Source organism: Roseobacter sp. FCG-D35, from assembly GCF_033436665.1.
Taxonomy (GTDB): domain Bacteria; phylum Pseudomonadota; class Alphaproteobacteria; order Rhodobacterales; family Rhodobacteraceae; genus JAWQFO01.
In genome coordinates, this window is sequence record NZ_JAWQFO010000004.1 from 162,783 (window position 1) to 181,882 (window position 19,100).

Here is a 19,100-nt window from a genome sequence, read left to right on the forward strand (position 1 = left end):
GTCACCGCTCCCGCGTCCCGATCCAGAGGCAGAGCAGCAAGGCGGCGGCACCCGGCCACGGCCAGAGCGCACGGTGGGTCTGCGCCGCCAATCCGGCCCGCGCCGTCGGTTCGAGCGCGTCGAGCGTTCGGGCGGCAGCGCGTAGGTCCTCGGTCGTGCGTACGCGGAACATCTCGCCGCCGCTCAGCTTCGCCATCGCGCGCAGGGTCTCGACATCCACTACGCCGCGGTCCTCGGGGGCCTCGTCGCGCGACAGCGGCCCGAGCGCTATGGTATGGACGCGCACACCCATCCGCCCGGCGAGCGCCGCCGCCTCGCGCGGGGTGGCCGCGCCGGCATTGTTCGACCCGTCTGACAGAAGGATCACGACGCGGGACTCGGCATCCGATGCTTCCAGCCGCTTGAGCGCCAGCCCCAGCCCGTCCGAGATGTTGGTCGCGCGCCCGGAGATGCCGATCTCCATCTCCTCGATGGCGCGCGCAACGGCTTCGGCGTCGAAACTGGGCGCCGAGGCGACGTAGGCCTCGGAGCCGAAGACGACGAGGCCCACCCGGTCGCCTTCGCGCGCACGGGCGAATTCCGCGCCGACGCGGCGCACCACCTCGAGGCGCGTGGCGCTAGTGCCGTCGAGCGTAAAATCGTCGCGCACCATCGACCCCGAGAGATCCAGAACCAGCATCAGGTCGCGCCCCGACATCGGCAGCGCCGCCTGCGGGGCCAACACCCGCGGACCGGCCAGTGCGACCACCAGCAGCGTCCAGGCCAGCCACAGGGCGATCAGCCGGCGCGAGGGGCGGCCCGCGCTGCCCGCCGCCCCGGCGAGGATGTGGCGACCGACGCCTTCCGGGACCACCAGGGCAGTGCCGATCCGCGACGCCACCGGTGCAAAGCGACGCACGAGAACCGGCAGCGGCAGAAGCAGCAGCAGAAGGGGTTGCGCGAAGTCAGCCATCGGCGTGTTCGGCCTGCAGCAGGCGGGCCTGCAGTGCGCGCGCCTCAGGGAAGACGCCGGGTGCGTAGAGCCGGTCGCGCCGCGCCTCCGTGAGATCGAGGCCCGCTTCGCGCCCCAGGTGGAGCAGCGCAAGCGCACGGTCGGTCTCAGGCAGATCCCGCAACTCGGCGGCACGCTCTGCGAGGCTGGTCGCGCCGGTCGGCGTGCGAGGCCGCGACAGCCACGGCAGGACAAGCGCCACAGCGAAGGCCGCGAGAAGTCCCAGCGCCACTGCAACGAGGAGGTCTGCCAGAAGCCCGCCCGAGGCGGTGGGCGGCAACCGGATGTCGTGCAGGCTGGCCAGCATCGTCTCGCGGTCGATCCCGTTGGTCTCCATCGCCCTACCCCTGAAGCCCGCTGCGCAACAGCGCAGGCCCCGGCGGTGCGCCCGCATCGATGGGCAGCGTCTCGAGCCCGGCAAAGCCGGTTCCCTGGTGCGGCTCAGCGGGCGGTGCGCGGAAGCGGGCGCTGCGGCGCCGGCCATCCGGGCCGCGCAGCGGGTAGACCCCGGCGGGAAGGTCACGCAACACCGCGTCCTCGATCCGCAGGATGCGCACCGCGCGGCCCTGCGCGAGTTCGCCAAGTAGGGGTTCGAGCCCCACCCCTGGAGTGTCCAGCGCACTGGCAAGGGTCACCGCGGCCCCGCGCGAAGCGATCCGGGCAAGCCCGGCAAGCGCCGCATCGAGCGGCGGCTCGGGCGCCAGCGTCTGCCTGTCCGACCCCGCTTGCATCGCCCGGGAAAGCGCCGTCGCGTGCGCGCGCACCAGCCCGCCGATCACCGCCAGCATGCCTCGGGGACCGCCGCGAGTACCGACGATGACGCTGTCCTGCGCGGTGACGGCCAGCAGGCCGACGCGCCCTCCGGCATCCACCGCCTGCCAGCCGATCCAGGCCAGCGCCTCGGCGGCGGCGACCGAGCGCAGGGCACGGCGCATGCCCCAGAGCATCGAGGGACGGAAATCCGCAACGAGAAAGCTCACCCGGTCGCGTTCCTCGTGAAAGGTGCGCACGTGCAGCTTGCCGGACCGCGCGGTGGCACCCCGATCGACATGCCGCATGTCGTCGCCCGGCGCATAGGGCCGACTGTCGGCCACCGCCTGGCCCTGCCCACGTTTGCGGATCTCGAACCCACCCGGCAGGGCGCTGACGTTTTGCGACCGCGCAGGGGACGCCCGCAAGGCCGCGCGCTGCGCGATCAGCAGCTCGGAGGTCAGGTGGATACCGTCGCCCCCGGTCACAGCGCGGGCGTGGCTGCAAGGACGTCCGCGACCACCGCGCGCGGTGTCCGCCCGTCGGCAAGGGCTGCCCAGCGCAGCACCATGCGGTGCGCCAGCGCGTCGCCCGCGAGGTCTTCGACATCCTCGGGCAAGGCGTGATCGCGCCCCGAAAGGTAGGCCCGCGCCCGTGCCGCCGCGGCCAGCGCCAGCGACCCGCGCGGAGAGACCGCGTGTTCGACCTCGGCATCGAAAGGCGCGCTGCGTGTGGCGACCACGAGGCGCACGATGTAGTCGCGCAGGGCCGGCGAGAGATGAATGCCGGCGACGTCCTGGCGCACCGACGTCACCGTGTCAGGCCCGAGCGCGGGCGGTTCGGACACGCCGGACGCGATTTCGCTCTCGACGAGATCGAGGATGCGCCGCTCGGTCTCGAGATCCGGCAGGTCGAGCACGGTGTGCATCAGGAAACGGTCGAGCTGCGCCTCGGGCAGCGGGAAGGTGCCCTCGTGCTCGATCGAGTTCTGCGTGGCGATCACCAGAAAGGGGCGTGGCAGGGCGTGGGTCACGCCGCCGCTCGTCACCTGCGTTTCGGCCATCGCCTCGAGCAGAGCCGACTGCACCTTGGGCGGCGCGCGGTTGATCTCGTCGACCAGAACGAAATTGCGGAACACCGGCCCCGGTGCGAAGGCGAAGCGCCCGGTTTCGGGATTGAAGACATCGGTTCCGGTCAGGTCGGTGGGCAGCAGATCCGGTGTGCATTGCACCCGCGCGAAACTGCCCCCAAGCGCGCTGGCCAACAGCTTGGCGGCGCGGGTCTTCGCCAGGCCCGGCGCGCCTTCCACGAGCAGGTGGCCGCCCGACAGCAGGCCGATCAGCATACGTTCGACCAGCCGTTCGCTGCCGATCAGCCCGGCCTCCAGCCAATCCCGAAGCGCAGCGATCTGCCCGTGCCGGTCGCGCCTGTCTGCGTCGAGCACTTTCAGTCTCCTCCCGTCCTGCCCGGCCAGAGTGTGCGCCGTGCCGCGCACGAATGCCATACCGCCCAAGGTCGGAAGCCGACGCGTCAGTCCGGCAGCGGCGCGCAGCTGCTGTCGATCATCGGCGCATAGGCGGCATGGCGGAGCGTCCGTTCGGTCCGGGCGCGCAGATCGTCGAAATGGGTCTCGATGAAGTCGAGCAGTTCCGCCGAATTGGCGCTTTCGAGATCGGCGGCGGCGAGCGCGTGCAGCATGAACACGTCGAAACCGCAGAGCCCCTTGGGGTTGCTGCGCAAAAGGCCCGTCATGTAGCGCTCGGAATTCCACGGCACGTAGCGCAGGTTCACCGGCGCCTCCTGCAGCTTGGACAGGAACGGGCTTTCACGGTCCGCCTTGAGGATATCAGCCCCGAAGCTCACGACCTGGAACAGCTCCTCGACCAGGATCGAGGTGTAGTAGTCGCGCTGGAGGTCACTCATCTCGTCTGTCGGCGGCTGGCTGATCAGAAGGTGCGCGGAGGCGCCCCTGCGCCCGAAAAAGCCGTTGGCTTGCGCCGGAGATCGTACCGGCTCGTTCCAGTTCGGCGGAAACCGGATGTCGAATTCGCGGTCGAGCAGCCGCAGGTCGGCGTTGAGCCGCGCATAGGGCGGCGCGCCCGAATAGAGCCGGATATAGACGCGCTGGTGCGGCGGGCAATTCTCGATCTCGCGGCCTGCGAAGGTCACGGCAAGCCGGCGCTCGTAGACCTCGCGCAGCAATTCTGTGAAGCTATGGATGATCTGGCGTGACAGCGCTTTCGGCGGGTCACCGAAGAGGCAGATCTCGCCCGTCGCCACCTCGGCGCTATCGAACCGGATCGGCGGCAGGTCGGCGGGCCGGCGCATGCGCCGGGTGTTGAACTCGAAAACCCAGCCGCTGCGGGCGAGGTTCAGATAGTCGCTGCGGTCCGGCCGAACCAGATCAGAGCGCGCACCGGCCGTTACGGGATTTGCCAGAAACACTGCCAGAAGGGCGCCGGCGAGCCATGCGGCGCACCCCCTGATGAAGCTGTTTGCGCTGAAACCCGTCACCCTTTTCGGCACATCCTTTCCGACCTGTGCCGGACCTTCGGCGCCGGCGCTTTCCGGGAAGGATACGGCGCGCGCCAAGCCGCGGATCAGGTGGCAGGCTGACCGCGATGGGTCAACTCGGCCTTGTCGTTTGCGGCAAAGGCCGCGGCGCGGGCCTGCAATTCGGCGTGCAGGGGCGACTTGACGCAGACCGGGTCCGTGGCCGCGGCGTCACCCGCCAGCGCCATCGCCTGGCAGCGGCAGCCGCCGAAGTCGATCTTCTTGCGTGGGCAGGACCGGCAGGGTTCCTGCATCCAATCCTCGCCGCGATAGGCGTTGAAGGCAGTGCCGAGATACCAGATCTCGGAGAGCGCGCGGTCGCGCACGTTGTCGAACTTCAGGTGCGGAATCGTCTGGGCGGCATGGCAGGGCAGCACCTCGCCATCGGGTGCGACGTTGAGGCCTGAGTTGCCCCAGCCGCCCATGCAGCGCTTGGGATAGTCCTCGTGGTAATCCGCGGGCACGAAATCGATGACCAGCCGGCCTTTCAGGGTTTCGCGGGCCTCGGCGACGATACGCGCCGCCTCCCCGGCCTGCGCCTTCGTCGGCATCATCGCGTCGCGGTTGACCATTGCCCAGCCATGGAACTGCACGATCGCGACCTCGATACGGCGGGCGTTCATTTCCAGCGCCATCTCGATGGCGCGCGGCAGCTGGTGCAGGTTCATGCGATGCACCACCGCGTTCAGGGTGAGTGGAAAGCCGATGTCGCGAATCCACTCGGCGACCATCATCTTGCGCTTGAAACCTCCGTCGTAGCCGCCGATCCGGTCGGCCATGGCCGCATCCGTTCCCTGCAGCGACAGCTGCACGTGATCGAGCCCGGCCGCGTCGAGATCCCGCAGTCGGCGCTCGGTCAGGCCGATCCCGGACGTGATGAGGTTGGTGTAGAGCCCGGCGTCGCGGCCGGCGGAGACCAACTCGACGAGGTCGCGGCGCGAGGCCGGCTCGCCGCCCGACAGGTGCAATTGCAATACCCCCAGGTCCGCGGCCTCGCGGAACACGCGCACCCAGTCCCCGGTCTCGAGCTCGCGGCTCTTGCGCGCGAGCTCCATCGGATTCGAACAGTAGGGGCAGGACAGCGGGCAGCGATGGGTCAGTTCCGCCAGCATCGCGATCGGGGCCGGAATGCCGCGACGGCGGCCTTCGCTGCGCAGGTCCTCGAGCGTTGCGCCGTCCATCACGCCACCTCCAGAATGCGCCGATCCATCAGGCTGCGCAGGAACCCGCCCGCATCGGCGGCGATCTGGTCAACCGGTGCGTCGTATTTCGCGGCGAGGCTTTCGGTGATCGCGCCGAAGCTGCGGGAGCCGTCGATTTCGGCCAGGATCGCATGCCCGACCGGGTCGAGCGCCACAGCGCGTTCCGGCGCCAGCAGAACCCACTGGTCGCGGACCCGGTCGTGATGCAGGCGCACGCCGCGCGGAATCACGGGGACCTCTTCCGGCGCGACTGCGCTCATGAGGCCTGGGCCTGTGGCGTTTCCGCAAGATAGGTGCCGGGCTGCCAGGCGCCGGGCGGAACCCGGCCCGGCTCGACATAGGCCGAATGCAGCGCGTCGAGCTGCGACCAGAGCACATCGGTCTTGAAGATCAGCGCCCGCGCCGCCGCGTCCTGCCTTTCCTGCGTGTCCGCGTGGTCGAGCACCCATTGCAGCCCGAAGGCCACGTCCTTCGGTGCCTCCTGCAGCCGGTTGCGGAAGTAGGACAGGCTGGAGTCGTCGGCGAATTCGTAGTTCGCCAGCAGCCCCTCGATCCGGGCGGCATGTATCTTGGGTGCGAAAAGCTCGGTCAGCGATGCGGCGACGGCTTCCAGCAGCGTCTCGTCCCGCACGAAGCGCACGTAGGCGTCGACGGCGAACCGCGTCGCCGGCAGCACACCCTCGGTGCTGGCCACGTAGTCGCGGTCAAGCCCGACCGCATCCGCCAGGCGCAGCCAGCGCCGGATGCCGCCCTCGTTCTCGGCGGTGCCGTCATGATCCTCGATCCGCGAGCGCCAGGCCCGGCGCAGGTCGGGATCGTGCACGCGGCTCATGAAGGCCGCGTCCTTCATCGGGATGCGCGCCTGGTAATAGAAACGGTTTATCACCCACGCCCGCACCTGGTCGGGCGTGCAACCGCCCGAATGCAGCAGGTGGTGGAACGGGTGCTTGTCGTGATACCGCTCCGCCCCGATCTGGCGCAGGCGGGCCTCGAAGCTCTGGGCGTCCGGCGTCATATCTCGATCTCCATGCCGTCGCGGGCAATCGTCCAGCCCTGCCGCTCGGCCTCGGCGCGTTCGTCCGAGCCGGGGCGCAGGACAGGATTGGTGTTGTTCATGTGTACGTAGACCTTACGCTTGATGTCGAGATCGCGAAAGGCCGCCATCGACCCGTCCGGCCCGGACATCGACATATGCCCCATGCGCTGGCCGGTCTTGTGGCTCAGCCCGGCCTCGACCATCTCGTCGTCGTGCCAGAGCGTGCCGTCGAACATCACCAGATCGGCGCCCGACAGACGCGCGCCAAGATCGGCGCGCATTGTGGCACAGCCGGGGATATAGAAGGCCGTCTTGTCTTCTGCACGCAGTCTCACGCCCACGGTCTGTTCGCCTTCGAGGTCGGTCACGACGGTCTCGCCCTCGAGATAAAGCGGCACCTTGCCGGGCACGGCGAACAGTTCCGCCTCGACGCCCTCAACCAGTTCAAAGCTTTCGCCGAGCCGGATCGTCCGCCGGTTCACGATCTCCGGCCTGAGGGCCGCGAAGATCGGGTTGTCGGCCAGAACGTCATGGATTTCGCGCGTGGCGAAAAGGCGGAACGGTTGCTGCTCGCGAAGCGTCAGCAGGCCAGCAACGTGGTCGATGTCGCCATTGGTCAGCAGGACCGACTTCAGCGGGCTGACCCGCAGGTCGGTCGGATGTAGCGCCGGCGTCCGGGCGAGTTGGTCACGGATGTCCGGCGAGGCATTGAGGATGGCCCAGTCCGATCCGTTTGCGGTTATCGCAATCGACGACTGGGATTGGGCGGGAATGTCACCGCTGCGCGCAAGATTGCAATTCTCGCAACCGCAATTCCATTGGGGCAGCCCGCCGCCGGCGGCCGCCCCCAAAACAAATGCGCGGAACACCTCTCAGCCTCCCGCGCACTCAGATATCAGAACAGGTCTTCTTGGGTGCGATCTTCGCCCTCGGGACCGTACATGTTGATTTCCATTCCGCATTCGATTTCGCGGAGAACGGGTTTCGTCCAGGCCATTGGTATCCTCCTTGTGACTGCACTGAATGTGGGTCCGAAAACCGATTCAGTCAAAGAATATGTTCTAAGAGCAAAATAAGAGGACAGAACCGGGACCTTGGTCGGGGTCTCGCGCGGCCTTTAGGATCAGGTATTGAACAGAAAATGCAAAACGTCGCCGTCCTTGACGACGTAGCTCTTTCCCTCGGCCCGCATCTTGCCCGCTTCCTTGGCGGCCTGCTCACCGCCCAGGGCCACGAAATCGTCGTAAGAGATCGTCTCGGCCCGGATGAAGCCCTTTTCGAAATCGCCGTGGATCACTCCGGCGGCGCGCGGCGCGGTGGTGCCCTGCCGGATCGTCCAGGCCCGGGCCTCCTTGGGGCCGACGGTGAAGTACGTCTCGAGATGCAGAAGGTCGTAGCCGGCGCGGATGAGCCGGTCGAGCCCCGGTTCGCTCAGACCCATCTCGTCGAGGAACATCGACTGCTCCTCGGGATCGAGCTGGCTGATCTCTTCCTCGATCCGCGCCGAGATGACGACATGGGCATTGCCCTGTTCGGCCGCCATGGCCGCAACCGCCTCGGAATGCGCATTGCCGGTAGCGGACTCTTCCTCGCTCACGTTGCAGACGTAGAGCACGGGCTTGCTGGTCAGAAGCTGCAGCATTTTCCACGCGCGCCGGTCCTCGTCGTCGACCGCGACGACGCGCGCCGGTTTGCCCGCCTCGAGCACCTCGAGCGCGGATTTCAGCAGCCGTTCCTGTTGAACCGCCTCCTTGTCGCCGCCGCGCACCTTGCGGACGATGTTCTGCATCCGCTTCTCGATGCTTTCGATGTCGGCGAGCATCAGCTCGGTCTCGATGGTTTCGGCATCGGCCACCGGGTCGACGCGGCCTTCGACATGGGTCACGTCGCCGCCTTCGAAGCAGCGCAACACATGGGCGATGGCGTCGACCTCGCGGATGTTGGCGAGAAACTGGTTGCCGAGCCCCTCGCCCTTCGAGGCACCTTTCACCAGACCGGCGATGTCCACGAAGGTCATACGGGTGGGAATGATCTGCTTCGACTTGCCGATTTCTGCCAGCCGGTCGAGACGGGCATCCGGCACCGCGACCTCGCCGACGTTGGGCTCGATGGTGCAGAACGGGAAGTTTGCGGCCTGCGCCGCCGCAGTGCGCGTGAGCGCGTTGAAGAGCGTGGACTTGCCGACGTTCGGCAGCCCGACGATACCCATCCTGAAACCCATCTCGCGCACTCCTATCTCGAAAATCGCGCCCGTATCTATGCCGCGCGCGGGTTTGCCGCAAGCCGATAGCTGCGAAGCTCGGGCCCGCGAGAATTTGCGCGCATGACGGCTCCATCCCGCGTTGGTGGCGGAAGGCGCTGAGGGAAGGCGGCGAGATCCGGATGCCGCTGAAACCGAAGGTCTTCGGCGCGCTGACCGACCGTTTCGGCGTGCTTTGGATGATCCTGTAGAAGGCCGCGAAAGCCTACCTGCGTCGGCTTTTGGGTACCGCTCGATGCGAGCTCAGGACGGTGCGCCCAGCGCGGGCGGAAGCGGGTAATCGGTCCAGTGCTCGCCCGCTGCCAGAATGCAGGTCCGGCCATCCGGCGTGGTCAGCAGGATCGTCCAAGTGGCACCGCCTTTCGAGGACCAGAGTTCGATCAGCCGGGTGTCGGTCTGCAGTCCCGCACCCTTCGCGTGTTCCTCGTAACGGCTTTCCAGCCGCTCGACGATCAGGTCACGCGGAGCGCATCTGATGGCGGCGAATTGCGCGGGATCGAGAGTTTCGGCCGGCGGCGCGGTAGCAGCCGCTCCGAAGACAAGTGCAAGGGCGAATAGACGCTTGAACATGGATGCTCTCCTTTCCGTCCGTAGCGTGACGTCGACGGGCGAAGAGCCGGGTTGGGCACTGAGCCCGCAGCGTTGATATGGGGTCGCGCCGCCCCTTCGCCAATGCTCGATACTCGCAAAGTGATGGGGTTTGTGCGCGTCACCGCACAACCAAGTGCCCGGCACCCGCCGGGACAACCCGACTTGATTTTCCATGCCGCAATCTCCAAGAGGGACCGGACCAACTGCGAGGATGCGATGACCCGGATCGACGACACGTTTGCGCGCCTGAAGGCCGAGGAGAAGAAGGCCTTCGTCGCCTATGTCATGGCAGGCGATCCGGATTACGACACCTCGCTCGAGATCGTGCGCGGATTGCCGGACGCCGGCGTCGACATCATCGAGCTGGGCCTGCCTTTCACCGACCCGATGGCCGACGGGCCGACGATCCAGCTGGCCGGTCAGCGCGCGCTGGAAGCCGGGCAGACGCTGGCGAAGACGCTCGACCTCGCCCGGGCCTTCCGCGCGCAGGACAGCACCACGCCGATCGTGCTGATGGGTTATTACAACCCGATCTACAGCCGCGGCGTCGAACGCTTCCTGAAAGACGCGGTGGAGGCTGGCATCGACGGGCTGATCGTCGTCGACCTGCCGCCCGAGGAAGATGCCGAGCTTTGCATCCCGGCACAGGCCGCCGGGCTGAACTTCATCCGTCTCGCAACCCCCACAACCGACGACAAGCGCCTGCCGCGCGTGCTGCAGAACACTTCCGGTTTCGTTTACTACGTCTCGATCACCGGTATTACCGGGGCCGCCGAGGCCGAGGCCGGCGATGTGGCCCCGGACGTGGCGCGGATCCGCGAGGCTGCCGGACTGCCTGTCGTCGTGGGCTTTGGCATCACCACGCCGGAAAAGTCGCAGGCGATCGCAAGTGTCGCCGACGGCGTCGTCGTGGGCTCGGCCATCGTCAAGAAGATCGGCGCCGGAGAACCCGCGGCGGACGTGCTGGCCTTCGTGAAGGGGCTGGCCGACGGGGCGCATTCCGCCTGACCCGGCCCTGCCCCGGGACCGGCTGATCCCCGGGGCAATTGCGCTTGCGGCGAGGCCTCGCTAATCAGGTGCGACCACACCAGCGAGACCTGCCATGCCTGCCATCACGAACATCCTCGATCTGAAGAAGCTGCACGAGCGCCGGGTGCCGCGGATGTTCTACGACTATGCCGAATCCGGCAGCTGGACCGAGCAGACATTCCGCGACAACACCACCGATTTCGAGAAGATCCGGCTGCGCCAGCGCGTCGCCGTGGACATGAGCGGACGCAGCACCGCCGCGACGATGATCGGCGAGGAGGTATCGATGCCGGTCGGTCTTGCACCTGTCGGGCTGACCGGGATGCAATGCGCCGACGGCGAGATCAAATCGGCGCGGGCGGCCGAGGCTTTCGGTGTCCCGTTCACGCTCTCGACCATGTCGATCAATTCGATCGAGGACGTGGCCGAGGCGACCACCCGACCGTTCTGGTTCCAGCTTTATACCATGCGCGATGAGGACTACGTCGGACGTCTGATCGAACGGGCGCGCGCGGCGAAATGCTCGGCATTGGTGATCACGCTCGATCTGCAGATCCTCGGGCAGCGTCACAAGGACATCCGCAACGGCCTTTCCGCGCCGCCGAAGCTGACTGCGAAGACCATTGCGAACCTCGCGACGAAATGGGGCTGGGGCATCGAGATGCTCGGCGCCAAGCGGCGCGAGTTCGGCAATATCGTCGGCCATGTGCAGGGCGTGTCCGACACCTCCGAACTCAGCGCCTGGACGGCCGAACAGTTCGATCCCTCGCTCGACTGGGACAAAGTCGCCAAGATCAAGGAGCGATGGGGCGGCAAGGTGATCCTCAAGGGCATCCTCGACGCCGAAGATGCCCGGATGGCCGCGAAGGTCGGCGCGGATGCGATCATCGTGTCGAACCACGGCGGGCGCCAGCTTGACGGGGCGCTGTCCTCGATCCGGATGCTGCGTCCGATCGTCGACGCGGTCGGCGAAACGGTCGAGGTGCATCTCGACAGCGGCATCCGATCGGGCCAGGACGTGCTCAAGGCGCTGGCAATGGGGGCAAAAGGCACCTACGTCGGGCGCGCCTATATCTACGGGCTGGGCGCGATGGGCCAGAAGGGCGTCGCTACAGCGCTCGAGGTGATCCACAAGGAGCTCGACACCACGATGGCGCTGTGCGGCGAGACCCGCGTCGAAAATCTCGGGCGGCACAACCTGCTGATCCCGGAAGACTTCGAAGGCCGCTGGCAGGACTGACCGGGGCGGCGCGATGCTGATCTTTCTCGAGCAGCGCCTCGCCTACCTCGCGACACCCAAGACCGGCACGACCGCCGTCGAGAGCGCGCTGTCGGGTCGTGCCGACATCGTGTTCGCGCGGGATCGCAAGCACATGCCGGCGCGCCGTTTCCAGCGCCGGGTCGCGCCATTCGTGGCCGAAACCTTTCGCACCCGGCTGGAAACCGTTGCGGTGATGCGCGATCCCGTCGCGCAATTGGCCAGTTGGTACCGCTACCGCACGGCCCCGCGCCTGCACGGCACCGACCGGTCGACCGCGGGGATGAGCTTCGATGACTTCGTCTCGGACGCCATCTCGGACACTCCGCCACCCCGTGCCGACGTCGGGAGCCAGTTCCGCTTTCTCACCTCGGACACCGGCGACGTGCTGGTCGATCACCTCTTTGCCTACGAAACGCCGCAGGCCTTCCTCGACTTCCTCGAAGCCCGCTTCGGCGCGCCGGTGTCGGTCGATCAGCGCAACGTGTCGCCGCAGGCCGAGGCACGGCTTTCGGACCCGGTGGTCGCCAGGCTGCGCGAGGTCCGCGCCGCGGATTTCGACCTCCATGACCGCCTGATCGCGGCGGGCGGATACCTGAAACGCTGACGGTCAGGCGCGCTCGGGCATCGTCCCGACGGTGATGCGCCTGGCGAGCAGAGGCACGAGCGCGACCGCGGCGAGGGCGAGCAGCGCCGCGACGAGGCAGAAGGCCATGCGCAAACCAAAAAGCTCGGAGGTGAAGCCCATCAGCGGCGGCCCGGCGAAGAACGCGCCGTATCCGATCACCGATACACGGCTGATCGCCGCCAGCCGCACCGAGGGCGGAACGATCCTGCCGACCAGCGCCAGGGCCACCGGGGCCACGACCGAGATCCCCAGACCGCCCAGCGCGAAACCAAGGTAGGCCACGGCGATCGTCGGGGCGAGCCCGGCCACCGCCAGTCCCGCGCCCGAGATCAGGAACGCCAAAGCGATCAGCGTCGTGTCCGCGAACCGGCGCGAGACCGCGTGCCCCAGAAGCCGACCGATCCCCATCGTCAGGCCGAGGATCGCGGGGCCCATCGCCCCTTCCGCGGCGCGGCCGCCCAGCGTGCGCTCGAGATGCAGTGCCGACCAGGCCTCGGCGGCCGACTCGGACAGGAACGCGACCAGCACGACCGCGCCGGCAAGATAGACCAGCGGCCCCGGCAACAGGCCCGGCGCGGCCTGCTCGACGTCGCGGGTGTCTTCGGGGGCCGCGTCACGCATGAAGATGCCGAGCCCGAGAACCAGCACGGCGAGCAGCGAAAAGATCTCGACCGGGCTCCAGTGCAACTCGCGCAGCAGGCCGGCCGTGACGGCGCCGCCGAAATAGGTGAACGAGTAGAGCGCGTGGTTGAGGTTCATCAACGAGCGCCCGCTGCGTGCCTCGAGTTCCGAGAAGCGGGCGTTTGCCAGCACGTCGAGCACGCCGGAACCGACGGCCACCATCGTCATAGACGCGCCGAACAACGCGAGGCCGGTCGAAAGCCCCGCGCCGATCGTGCCGAGCGCGACGCAGAGCGCCGCCAGCGGCATTGCCATCGCGCCCGCGACGCGATGCGCCAGCGGCGCCACCCACATCGCGGACAGCGCCCCCAGCGAGGCGACCAGAACGACGCTGCCGTAGACCGCGTCAGAGGCACCGATCGCGGCCTTGATCACCGGCATCTGGGCAAAGAAGACCGACCAGGCGAGGCCGATCACGACAAAGCCCGCGAGCGGCTTACGCGTCAGCCGGATATCCCCCATCAGTCCCATGGCGCAGCCGTGCCAGATGCGCGCGACGGCCACAAGCAGGGACCGCAGAAAAACCCCTTTCCAAGCGTGGGAAACCGTTCTATACGCGCGGCTTCACGCGGGCATACAGCCTTGGAGGATGCCCGCCTCAACTTATTGGAGTTCAAAATGGCTGGAGAGATTCCGGATCTTGAAGCCCGGGAACGGACGGGGACAGGCAAGGGCGCCGCTCGTCAGGCACGCCGCGATGGCATGGTTCCCGGTATTGTGTTCGGTGGCGACGTGGATCCGCTGCCGATCAACATCCCGTTCAACGTGCTGATCAAAAAGCTGCGCGCGGGCCGATTCAAGTCGACCCTGTTCAACATGAAGGTCGACGGCCACGACGACGTGCGCGTGATCTGCCGTGACGTGCAACGCGACGTGGTCAAGGACCTGCCGACGCATGTCGACTTCATGCGCCTGCGCCGCACCACCCAGATCAACCTCTTCATCCCGGTCGAGGTCGTGGGCGAGGAAAACTGCCCCGGCCTGCGCAAGGGTGGCGTGCTGAACCTGGTCCGCCCCGAGGTGGAGCTGGTCGTGACCGCGGGAGACATCCCGGATCACGTGACCATCGACGTCTCCGGCATCCAGATCGGCGAAAGCGTGACGATCTCTTCGGTCGACCTGCCGCAGGGCGCCAAGCCGACCATCGCCCGTGACTTCGTGATCGCCACGATCTCGGCGCCGTCCGGCCTCAAGGCCGCCTCGGAAGACGAGGAAGACGCCGATGTCGCCGAGGAAGAAGCCCCGGAAGAGGCGGAAGCCGAAGAATAATTTCGGAGCTAGCGGACTGAACGATACGGGGCCTTCGTGGCCCCGTATTTCGTTTCGGCCGGTGCTTTGCTATCTTGATCCGGACCACCAAGGAGCTTGCGGATGAAACTGATCGTGGGTCTCGGCAACCCGGGAACGAAATATGCCCGAACCCGCCACAACATCGGCTTCATGGCGCTCGACCGCATCGCCGAAGACCATGGGTTTCCGGCCTGGCGCGGGAAGTTCCAGGGCGCGGTCTCCGAAGGCAGGCTTGGCTCCGAACGCGTCGTGCTGCTCAAACCCGAGACCTACATGAACAACTCCGGGCAGTCCGTGCAGGCGGCGATGCGTTTCTACAAGCTGGAACCCGAGGACGTGATCGTCCTGCACGACGAGATCGACCTCGGACCGGGCAAGCTGCGGTGCAAGACCGGCGGCGGCCATGCCGGTCACAACGGGCTGCGCTCGTTGCACGCGCATATCGGACCCGAATACCACCGCGTGCGGCTTGGCGTCGGGCATCCCGGTCACAAGGATGCGGTGCCGGGTTACGTGCTGAACGACTTCCCGAAGGCGGACGCCGAATGGCTCGACGACCTGCTGCGCGGTATCTCTGATGGCGCGCCCGACCTCGCCGGGGCCGACTGGGCGCGCTTCATGAACGCGGTCTCCCAGCGCACCGCGCCGTCGCGCTCCGGCACCGGCACGAGATCCGGTGCGGCCACCGCCGCCAAAAAGGCCAATCCGGAGCCGGAAGAGGCCCCCGACACGCGCTCGCCCCTGCAACGGCTGATGGAGCGCTTCCGGTGAGCCTGCGCGAGGCGTTCGTGCAGCAATCTGACAGCTGCGGACGCCTCGGCTCGCCCTTCATGGCGCAGATGTTCCGGCTGCTGGCCGATCACTGGCCACAGGACACAGCGCTCGACGCCCGCATCGCACGGTTCTCGGGAGATCTGGGACCGTCCGGCGCTTCGGTGCCGTTGCGCATCGGCGGCGGGCTGCACGCGCTCGTGCTGTCCCGGAGGGCCCCGGCCCTGGCAGAGGTCTTTCCACCGCGCCACGTGCCGGACGCGCGGCTGCTGCCAGCACTTCTCGACGCGATGCGTTCGCACGAAGGCTTTCTTCTCGACTGGATCGAGAGCCCGCCGCAGACCAACGAGGTGCGCCGCTCGGCCGCGCTGATCGGCGGGGCGCATGTCGCTGCAGCCCGCTTTCGCCGGCCCGTGGTGCTCTCCGAACTCGGCGCCAGCGGCGGGCTGAACCTGATGTGGGACCGCTTTGCCCTGAAGGTCGGGTTCGCGACCCTGGGGTCGCGCGATCCGGCCCTGACGCTGGCCCCGGACTGGAATGGCCCGGTGCCGCCACGCACCGCGCCGGATGTGGTCGACCGGGCGGGCGTCGATCTCAACCCTCTCGATCCCCGCGATCCGCAGAACCTCATGCGGCTCTGCGCCTACCTCTGGGCCGACCAGCCGGAGCGCCTTGCGCTGACCCGCGCCGCGGCCGAGGTGATGGACGCACGCCTCGTGCGGGCTGATGCGATCGACTGGCTGGCAGCACGGCTCGACGCACCGCGCGAAGGGCATCTGCACCTGATCCAGCACACGGTCGCCTGGCAGTATTTTCCCGCCGAGCAGCAGGCCCACGGGAAAAAAGTGATCGAGGCCGCAGGCGGGCGCGCGACCGACTCTACACCGCTCGCCTGGCTCGCCATGGAAAGCGACGGCGACACGACCGGCAAACAGGGCGCCGCACTGACCTTGAAACTCTGGCCCGGCGATGAAACCTTGCACCTCGGGCGCGCCGATTTCCACGGTCGTTGGATTGACTGGGCCGGCGCCAGCTGAGCCCGCGCAGCGCGAAAAGGGGTCAGACGTGCGCATCATCGGAACCTGGCTGCTACGCGCGTTTTTTGCCCTTCTGCTCGCCGCCATCGTCCTGGGCCTCTGGAACCGAGACCAGATCCGCCGCCTCTGGGCGGTCAATTCGCTGTTCGACGCCGAGCACATCGTCGAGAACTTCAGCCACATGGACCTGGCCTTCCTGCACGTCCCGCTGCCGCGCGGCGAGGGTCCGATCTCGCCCCTGCCCGAGGGGCCACGGGCTGTCCTGCCGGACAGCGTGGTGTCCTGGCAGGACGAACGCTCCGTCACCTCGCTGCTGGTGCTCAAGGACGCCACCATCCGGCACGAGGATTACCAACTTGGAACGGGACCCGATGACCTGCGCATCGGCTGGTCGCTCTCCAAGAGCTTCCTGTCGGCGCTGGCGGGCACCGTTGTCGCCGAGGGTGCCATCGCCTCCTTGGACGACCCGGTGACCGACTATGCGCCCGCCCTGCGCGGCACCGCCTATGACGGCGCGACGGTGCGCAACGTGCTCAACATGGCGACCGGGGTGACCTTCGACGAGGATTACCTGGACTACGATTCGGATATCAACCGGATGGGCCGCGTGCTGGCCCTTGGCGGCACCATGGACGGGTTCGCCGCCGGTCTCAGCGAAACCTTTGCGGAGCCCGGCAGCGCTTGGCAATACGTGTCGATCGACACCCACGTGCTGGGCATGGTGATCCGCGGAGCCGCCGGGCGCTCCGTCGTCGATCTCATGCGCGAGCGCATCGTCGAACCGCTCGGGCTCGAGGGCGAGCCTTTTTACCTGACCGATGGCACCGGCACCGCTTTCGTGCTCGGCGGGCTCAACCTGACCACCCGCGATTATGCCCGCTTCGGCCAGATGGTGCTTCAGGGCGGCGCATGGCAGGGCCGGCAGATCGTGCCCGCCGACTGGCTGGAAGAGGCGACGACAGCGAGCGCGCCCACGGAACCGGGCCGTTACGGCTACGGCTACCAGTGGTGGATACCGCCCGGGGCGCAGCCGGGCGAGTATCTGGCCCGTGGAATTTACGGTCAGTACATCTATTTCAATGAAATTGATAACGTTGTCATCGTGGTGACGGCCGCCGACCGGTCGTTCCGCGAACCCGGCGTCGATGCCGGCAATATCGAGATGTTTCGCCTGATCTCAGGCAGTCTCTGAAGGGGTCGCGATGGATCCGGACGAAGGCATCAACGTACTCGGCGAGGTGCTCGAGCCCTGCAGCAGAGATCCCGTTACCGGGTTCTTCCGCGACGGCCACTGCAACACGTGCGCCACCGATGTCGGCAGCCACACGGTCTGTGCGGTGATGACGGCCGAGTTCCTGGCCTATTCCAAGTACGTCGGCAACGACCTCAGCACGCCGCGCCCGGAATACCGCTTTGCGGGGCTCAGACCTGGTGACAGATGGTGCCTGTGCGCCAGCCGTTTCATGCAGGCGCACGAGGAAGGCTGCGCGCCGCGCGTCAACCTTGCCGCGACCCACATCCGCGCCAGCGATATCGTCCCGCTCGACGTCCTCAAGCTTTACGGCTGAGCGCGATCTACGAGGTCCTCCGCGATCAGGTCCTCGATGAAGAGGCTCAGCAGTTGCGGCCGGCCCGAGACCCCCGCCTTTCGATAGATCCCGTTGGTCTGCGCCTTGACCGTGCCTTCGGAGGTGTTGCGCACCTCGGCGATCTCTTGCGTCGACAGCCCCTTGATCGAGAAGAACGCGACCTCGCGCTCGGCCGGGGTCAGGCCCCATTCCTCGAACCGTTCCTCAAGCAGTTCCATGAAGGCGCCGGAGGCGACGCGCAGCTGTGCCTCGACCCGCGCCGACCGCGCCCGCATCTGGCGCATGGCGATGGCGCCCATGAGCACCCCAATGATCAGCGCGGTGGCGGCGGCCAGTTCGATGCCTTCGTGCAGCGACCAGTCGAGGATCAGGGGCACGCCGAGTATCGGGATCGCAAGATCGAACAGAAACAGCAGCGCAGACACGACCTGCACCGTGAAGACGATCGTCAGCAGAACCCGGAGCTTCAAGCTCGCAGGGTCCGAATGTCCCTTCGATCAGTCGTCTTTGCCTCCTCGTCCGCGGCCTTTTCCCGCACCGTCGCTACCGTTTCCACGGCCGCGATTCCCGGCGCTTTCGCTCCGAGAATTCTCCGATCTGCCGCGATTGTCAGCCCCCTGCGCGTCACCTGACCTGCCGGGAGCACTTCCGGACCTGCCGGGTGCGTCACCCGACCTGCCCGGTGCCTCCGCCGATCTGCCCGGTGCGTCGCCGGATCGGCCCGGTGCCTCCCCGGACCGCCCCGGCGGGTCGCCCGAGTTGACACCACCTCCGCCGTCACCTGTCGTTCCGAATCCGCCACCGGATGCGCCCCTGTCAGTGTTTGATTGGCCGGTGCCGCTGCCCGAACGGTCCGGACGTGATCCACCGGACCCCGAGGCACCGGATCCGCCGCGCGTCTCGCCGCGACGGCCCTGCCCGCGCGCCTTGGCGGCACCGTCGTCGGGATCGAGGATCTGCGGCGCGGCGGGCCTGCGCGCGCGGTCGCTGCGCTCTTCCCAATAGTCACGAAGGATCTCGCCGGTTGCCGGGTTGACGACGATCTCGCGGTCGAAATCGCGGCTGGTCGCGGTGACCCTGTGCCGGCCAAGCCACGTGCGGGTCACGGTGAATTCGCCGTAACCTTGTTGTTGGAGTTCCCGGATGATGCGTTTCGTTGCGTCCTGCGCCTCTGCAGTACCCACACATGCCAGCACCAGAATTGCGGCGTATAGGAACACAACGCATTGCTTCATTGGCCCACCGAGAACTCCGAATAGTCGATTGTAACTACTCGCAACCATGATCACGTTAACCTACTCATACACGGGCCGACGAGGCGCGCATAGCGCGCCCGGTCATTCGGTCTTGCCCGCCCATAGCACCCCGAACCGCGCGTCGCCGCCGTCCAGACGGTCAAGGCGCGTGGAGTTGCGCGTGCGGACGTCGTTACCC

Annotated in this window: 22 protein-coding genes; 8 read left to right on the forward strand and 14 right to left on the reverse strand. The window is 67.4% G+C overall.

Annotation, left to right across the window (positions count from 1 at the left end; all coding sequences use genetic code 11):
- Nucleotide 1 precedes the first annotated feature (1 nt).
- From R5H30_RS11685 to R5H30_RS11740, 12 genes are all read right to left on the reverse strand, one after another.
- The gene (locus R5H30_RS11685) at nucleotides 2-952 is read right to left on the reverse strand and encodes a VWA domain-containing protein (protein WP_318328553.1); all 951 of its coding nucleotides are present in this window, start codon (nucleotides 950-952) and stop codon (nucleotides 2-4) included.
- On the reverse strand, nucleotides 945-1,328 hold the full coding sequence (locus R5H30_RS11690; protein ID WP_318328554.1) for a hypothetical protein: 384 nt from the start codon (nucleotides 1,326-1,328) through the stop codon (nucleotides 945-947). The genes R5H30_RS11685 and R5H30_RS11690 overlap by 8 nt, the downstream gene beginning before the upstream one ends.
- Before the next feature lie 4 nt (nucleotides 1,329-1,332).
- Nucleotides 1,333-2,229: a DUF58 domain-containing protein gene (locus tag R5H30_RS11695; RefSeq protein WP_318328555.1), complete on the reverse strand. Its 897-nt coding sequence runs from the start codon at nucleotides 2,227-2,229 to the stop codon at nucleotides 1,333-1,335.
- Entirely contained in the window at nucleotides 2,226-3,191 is a 966-nt protein-coding gene (locus tag R5H30_RS11700; protein ID WP_412105135.1) for an AAA family ATPase, read from the reverse strand. Before R5H30_RS11700 ends, R5H30_RS11695 begins: the two co-directional genes overlap by 4 nt.
- Nucleotides 3,192-3,271: 80 nt before the next feature.
- Entirely contained in the window at nucleotides 3,272-4,255 is a 984-nt protein-coding gene (locus R5H30_RS11705; RefSeq protein ID WP_318328558.1) for a hypothetical protein, read from the reverse strand.
- An 86-nt stretch (nucleotides 4,256-4,341) separates the two neighbouring features.
- The gene (gene pqqE / locus R5H30_RS11710; RefSeq protein WP_318328559.1) at nucleotides 4,342-5,475 is read right to left on the reverse strand and encodes a pyrroloquinoline quinone biosynthesis protein PqqE; all 1,134 of its coding nucleotides are present in this window, start codon (nucleotides 5,473-5,475) and stop codon (nucleotides 4,342-4,344) included.
- The gene (gene pqqD / locus R5H30_RS11715) at nucleotides 5,475-5,756 is read right to left on the reverse strand and encodes a pyrroloquinoline quinone biosynthesis peptide chaperone PqqD (protein ID WP_318328560.1); all 282 of its coding nucleotides are present in this window, start codon (nucleotides 5,754-5,756) and stop codon (nucleotides 5,475-5,477) included. Before pqqD ends, pqqE begins: the two co-directional genes overlap by 1 nt.
- Nucleotides 5,753-6,511, reverse strand: coding sequence for a pyrroloquinoline-quinone synthase PqqC (gene pqqC / locus R5H30_RS11720; RefSeq protein WP_318328561.1), 759 nt, complete (start codon nucleotides 6,509-6,511; stop codon nucleotides 5,753-5,755). Before pqqC ends, pqqD begins: the two co-directional genes overlap by 4 nt.
- The gene (gene pqqB / locus R5H30_RS11725) at nucleotides 6,508-7,401 is read right to left on the reverse strand and encodes a pyrroloquinoline quinone biosynthesis protein PqqB (protein ID WP_318328562.1); all 894 of its coding nucleotides are present in this window, start codon (nucleotides 7,399-7,401) and stop codon (nucleotides 6,508-6,510) included. The genes pqqC and pqqB overlap by 4 nt, the downstream gene beginning before the upstream one ends.
- A 26-nt stretch (nucleotides 7,402-7,427) precedes the next feature.
- Complete coding sequence (gene pqqA / locus R5H30_RS11730) at nucleotides 7,428-7,529, reverse strand: pyrroloquinoline quinone precursor peptide PqqA (protein WP_318328563.1); 102 nt, start codon at nucleotides 7,527-7,529, stop codon at nucleotides 7,428-7,430.
- A 126-nt stretch (nucleotides 7,530-7,655) separates the two neighbouring features.
- The gene (gene ychF / locus R5H30_RS11735; RefSeq protein WP_318328564.1) at nucleotides 7,656-8,753 is read right to left on the reverse strand and encodes a redox-regulated ATPase YchF; all 1,098 of its coding nucleotides are present in this window, start codon (nucleotides 8,751-8,753) and stop codon (nucleotides 7,656-7,658) included.
- A gap of 282 nt (nucleotides 8,754-9,035) precedes the next feature.
- On the reverse strand, nucleotides 9,036-9,362 hold the full coding sequence (locus tag R5H30_RS11740) for a hypothetical protein (RefSeq protein WP_318328565.1): 327 nt from the start codon (nucleotides 9,360-9,362) through the stop codon (nucleotides 9,036-9,038).
- Between the two features lie 237 nt (nucleotides 9,363-9,599).
- Between R5H30_RS11740 and trpA the strand changes: the two genes are divergently transcribed.
- The 3 genes from trpA (at nucleotide 9,600) to R5H30_RS11755 (ending at nucleotide 12,277) form a co-directional block, all read left to right on the forward strand.
- Nucleotides 9,600-10,391: a tryptophan synthase subunit alpha gene (gene trpA / locus R5H30_RS11745; RefSeq protein WP_318328566.1), complete on the forward strand. Its 792-nt coding sequence runs from the start codon at nucleotides 9,600-9,602 to the stop codon at nucleotides 10,389-10,391.
- A gap of 94 nt (nucleotides 10,392-10,485) precedes the next feature.
- Nucleotides 10,486-11,652 (forward strand): alpha-hydroxy acid oxidase, encoded by a 1,167-nt coding sequence (locus R5H30_RS11750; protein WP_318328567.1) that lies wholly within the window; start codon nucleotides 10,486-10,488, stop codon nucleotides 11,650-11,652.
- Between the two features lie 13 nt (nucleotides 11,653-11,665).
- The gene (locus R5H30_RS11755) at nucleotides 11,666-12,277 is read left to right on the forward strand and encodes a hypothetical protein (RefSeq protein ID WP_318328568.1); all 612 of its coding nucleotides are present in this window, start codon (nucleotides 11,666-11,668) and stop codon (nucleotides 12,275-12,277) included.
- Between the two features lie 3 nt (nucleotides 12,278-12,280).
- Here the strand turns inward: R5H30_RS11755 and R5H30_RS11760 are convergent, their stop codons facing one another.
- Nucleotides 12,281-13,450, reverse strand: coding sequence for an MFS transporter (locus tag R5H30_RS11760; protein WP_318328569.1), 1,170 nt, complete (start codon nucleotides 13,448-13,450; stop codon nucleotides 12,281-12,283).
- A gap of 147 nt (nucleotides 13,451-13,597) precedes the next feature.
- On the opposite strand from R5H30_RS11760, the gene R5H30_RS11765 reads away from it, so the two are divergent.
- The 5 genes from R5H30_RS11765 to R5H30_RS11785 all read left to right on the forward strand — a co-directional run bounded on the left by R5H30_RS11765 (nucleotide 13,598) and on the right by R5H30_RS11785 (nucleotide 17,645).
- Entirely contained in the window at nucleotides 13,598-14,248 is a 651-nt protein-coding gene (locus R5H30_RS11765; RefSeq protein ID WP_318328570.1) for a 50S ribosomal protein L25/general stress protein Ctc, read from the forward strand.
- Nucleotides 14,249-14,350: 102 nt separating this feature from the next.
- On the forward strand, nucleotides 14,351-15,040 hold the full coding sequence (pth, locus tag R5H30_RS11770) for an aminoacyl-tRNA hydrolase (protein ID WP_318328572.1): 690 nt from the start codon (nucleotides 14,351-14,353) through the stop codon (nucleotides 15,038-15,040).
- On the forward strand, nucleotides 15,037-16,077 hold the full coding sequence (locus tag R5H30_RS11775; RefSeq protein WP_318328573.1) for a DUF2332 domain-containing protein: 1,041 nt from the start codon (nucleotides 15,037-15,039) through the stop codon (nucleotides 16,075-16,077). The genes pth and R5H30_RS11775 overlap by 4 nt, the downstream gene beginning before the upstream one ends.
- 28 nt (nucleotides 16,078-16,105) lie before the next feature.
- The gene (locus R5H30_RS11780; RefSeq protein ID WP_318328574.1) at nucleotides 16,106-17,269 is read left to right on the forward strand and encodes a serine hydrolase domain-containing protein; all 1,164 of its coding nucleotides are present in this window, start codon (nucleotides 16,106-16,108) and stop codon (nucleotides 17,267-17,269) included.
- A 10-nt stretch (nucleotides 17,270-17,279) separates the two neighbouring features.
- Complete coding sequence (locus tag R5H30_RS11785) at nucleotides 17,280-17,645, forward strand: DUF2237 family protein (protein WP_318328575.1); 366 nt, start codon at nucleotides 17,280-17,282, stop codon at nucleotides 17,643-17,645.
- Here the strand turns inward: R5H30_RS11785 and R5H30_RS11790 are convergent.
- Nucleotides 17,636-18,136 (reverse strand): helix-turn-helix transcriptional regulator, encoded by a 501-nt coding sequence (locus R5H30_RS11790; protein ID WP_318328576.1) that lies wholly within the window; start codon nucleotides 18,134-18,136, stop codon nucleotides 17,636-17,638. The genes R5H30_RS11785 and R5H30_RS11790 overlap by 10 nt on opposite strands.
- Between the last annotated feature and the right edge of the window lie 964 nt (nucleotides 18,137-19,100).

Coding starts and splice junctions, on each gene's coding strand:
- R5H30_RS11685 (WP_318328553.1), bottom strand. CDS start 952: ATGGCTGACTTCGCGCAACCCCTTCTGCTGCTGCTTCTGCCGCTGCCG.
- R5H30_RS11690 (WP_318328554.1), bottom strand. CDS start 1,328: ATGGAGACCAACGGGATCGACCGCGAGACGATGCTGGCCAGCCTGCAC.
- pqqE (WP_318328559.1), bottom strand. CDS start 5,475: ATGGACGGCGCAACGCTCGAGGACCTGCGCAGCGAAGGCCGCCGTCGC.
- pqqD (WP_318328560.1), bottom strand. CDS start 5,756: ATGAGCGCAGTCGCGCCGGAAGAGGTCCCCGTGATTCCGCGCGGCGTG.
- pqqC (WP_318328561.1), bottom strand. CDS start 6,511: ATGACGCCGGACGCCCAGAGCTTCGAGGCCCGCCTGCGCCAGATCGGG.
- pqqA (WP_318328563.1), bottom strand. CDS start 7,529: ATGGCCTGGACGAAACCCGTTCTCCGCGAAATCGAATGCGGAATGGAA.
- ychF (WP_318328564.1), bottom strand. CDS start 8,753: ATGGGTTTCAGGATGGGTATCGTCGGGCTGCCGAACGTCGGCAAGTCC.
- R5H30_RS11740 (WP_318328565.1), bottom strand. CDS start 9,362: ATGTTCAAGCGTCTATTCGCCCTTGCACTTGTCTTCGGAGCGGCTGCT.
- trpA (WP_318328566.1), top strand. CDS start 9,600: ATGACCCGGATCGACGACACGTTTGCGCGCCTGAAGGCCGAGGAGAAG.
- R5H30_RS11750 (WP_318328567.1), top strand. CDS start 10,486: ATGCCTGCCATCACGAACATCCTCGATCTGAAGAAGCTGCACGAGCGC.
- R5H30_RS11755 (WP_318328568.1), top strand. CDS start 11,666: ATGCTGATCTTTCTCGAGCAGCGCCTCGCCTACCTCGCGACACCCAAG.
- R5H30_RS11760 (WP_318328569.1), bottom strand. CDS start 13,450: ATGGGACTGATGGGGGATATCCGGCTGACGCGTAAGCCGCTCGCGGGC.
- R5H30_RS11765 (WP_318328570.1), top strand. CDS start 13,598: ATGGCTGGAGAGATTCCGGATCTTGAAGCCCGGGAACGGACGGGGACA.
- pth (WP_318328572.1), top strand. CDS start 14,351: ATGAAACTGATCGTGGGTCTCGGCAACCCGGGAACGAAATATGCCCGA.
- R5H30_RS11785 (WP_318328575.1), top strand. CDS start 17,280: ATGGATCCGGACGAAGGCATCAACGTACTCGGCGAGGTGCTCGAGCCC.